Source organism: Bariatricus sp. HCP28S3_F11, from assembly GCF_052065395.1.
In the GTDB taxonomy this organism is placed as follows: domain Bacteria; phylum Bacillota; class Clostridia; order Lachnospirales; family Lachnospiraceae; genus Allocoprococcus.
Map to the genome: position 1 here is coordinate 1 of NZ_JBQHUC010000083.1, position 2,330 is coordinate 2,330.

The 2,330-nt window shown below is 48.0% G+C and carries 1 protein-coding gene and 1 pseudogene; both read right to left on the bottom strand.

Annotated features, from left to right (window positions below; genetic code table 11):
• Positions 1 to 73: 73 nt before the first annotated feature.
• Entirely contained in the window at positions 74 to 1,612 is a 1,539-nt protein-coding gene (tnpC, locus tag ACTNBR_RS16255) for an IS66 family transposase (RefSeq protein ID WP_441019229.1), read from the bottom strand.
• Positions 1,613 to 2,012: 400 nt separating this feature from the next.
• Positions 2,013 to 2,312, bottom strand: a pseudogene (gene tnpB, locus ACTNBR_RS16260) (IS66 family insertion sequence element accessory protein TnpB); the annotation flags it as partial.
• Positions 2,313 to 2,330: the final 18 nt, after the last annotated feature.

Consider the following 2,330-nt stretch of genomic DNA (forward strand, 5'->3'; position numbering starts at 1 on the left):
GTAAGCGCTCAATAAAATAATGGCTATCTTTTCACAAGGTATTCAGCTATAGTTGAAGTAAAATACTCCAACTTCAACTTTTCGATTTGATCCGGCATCTCTGCTGTATCATTTCAGACCATGGCATCAGCTCTTCTATACCTTCGGGCTCATTTTTGTAGTCCGGCATATAAAGCAGTACCGTCTCCAGATATGCGTAGATGTTCAGATTGTTGAGTTTTGCAGTTTCTACTAAACTGTAAATGATGGAACTGGCCCGGGCGCCTTTTACGGTATCGTGGAACAGGAAGTTTTTCCGTCCTACCGCATAGGGGCGGGCGATATTTTCTGCGATATTGTTCGATATGGAGCACCGCCCATCCAACAGGTAGTTCTCCATATATGGCTTCTGGTTTTTCGCATAGGTCACTGCTTTGGCCAGACGGCTTCCGCCAACTGGCTTCACTGTTTCAAGCCATGACCAGTAGGCCTCCCATATGGCAGGCTCAGTCTCAAGACGCTTGGTTTTTCGAGTGTCGGCATCCAGATCTGCATACTCCTTTTCCAGTTCGAACAACTGGTTGCAGTAATCAAAACCAATCTCTGCTGGAGTCTTATCCGGGGATTTCTTCGATTTTCCAGGAAGTGCCTCATGCCAGTACCGTCTCATGTGGGCAAGACAGCCGCAGCGGATGACATCCTTTAGCTTATTATAACCGCTAAATCCATCGCAGGTAAGGTATCCTGAAAACCCTTTCAGGAATTCTTCCGCATGATATCCGCCCCGACTGGGCTGGTAATCATACAGACGGATCGGCGGCAGCCCATCATTTCCGGAGCCATACAGCCACATATAGGACTTGGACTGTACCGTTTTCCCTTCCTCCTTCAGTACCTGGCAGGGTGTTTCATCTGCATGGATAATGTCCCTCTCCAGCAGATGCTGGTGTAACTGTTCATACACCGGCTCCATATAATCTATGCCGCATTTGATGACCCAGTTAGCCAATGTCGCTCTGGGGAGCTTCACTCCCAGCTGTTTCCAGTCCGCCTCCTGGCGGTAAAGCGGGATGCTGTTCACATATTTTTGGTACATCACGTAAGCAACCGTGGACGGAGATGCGAGGCTGTGCTTCAGCAGGGGGCTTGGTGTTTCAGCCCCAACGATAACGGAAGCGCCATCTTTCTTACATTCCGGACAGCCAAGCACTTCCTGGACATACTGGATCCGCTCCACTTTTGCGGGAATGATCCGCAGTTCTTCCCGCACAACCTTTTTCCCGATGACCTCCATCGGGGTATTGCAGTAGGGGCAGTTCCTGTCCTCATCCGGCACGGTGCAGGGTACTTCGACCACAGGAAGCCCTGCAAGGATCTCTTCCCTGGTGGCTTTCTGTTTCTTTGACGTACGTTTATAACCACCAACAACCTCCTCCAGAGTTGGTTCCGGAACAGAAGAATCCGCAGCAGCTTCTGCCTCATTGAACAGATGTATCTGTCCGGGAAATTCATCTTTTTTTGTTTTCTCACTGGAAGATGCGAACAGCTTTTTCTTCAGATACTCAACCGTTTCATTGAGATTTGCAATTGTCTGATTCAACTGTGCGGTCTGTTCCTCATGGCTTTTGGTCATCTGCTCGATCGTAAGGCGCTGGCTGTCCACCAGCTGACGAAGGGATTCAATTGTCTCTTTTTGAAGCTGCATGAGCGCTTCCATTTCTGACTGCGGCATTAAGTGGACCACCTTTCTTTTTACTGGTTCCTATTATACAGGAAATCCAGCAGAAAAGCGAATTCTCCGCTGTACTGCCACCGTCATTTTGACGAAAGGAAAATGTGGAAAACTCACGGTTTTTGCGAGATATTACCTATGAAAAATGTTGGGTTTTCCACACGCAAACGGTAATCCCGAAAAAATGGGGACCGTTATCCTCTTGATCTTCTGACGGTTCTATTGTTATGTGGGTAACTCATCAGCAGTGTTTTTCCTGCCCCATGAGGGAAAGAAAAATTTTCTCCCTTTTGCACAAAGATCAGAAGTCCTTTTTCCCTGCAGGCCGGATTGCTTTAGGCTGATCGATGGAAAGCCCTTCTAAAAGCCAGCGGTATTCCTGCCGGGTAAGGTTCCTTACTTCAGAAGAATTCCTGGGCCATTGGAAGCGCCCGTTATCTAACCGTTTATACAAAAGGCAGAATCCATCTTTTTCAAAGTGCAGCGCTTTGATCCGGTCACAGCGTCTCCCACAGAAAAGGAACAGGGAATTGCTGTAGGGATCCATTTCATAAGTGTCCCGAATAATAGCCATCAACCCATCGATGCTCTTTCTCATGTCGGTGTGGCCGCATTATCC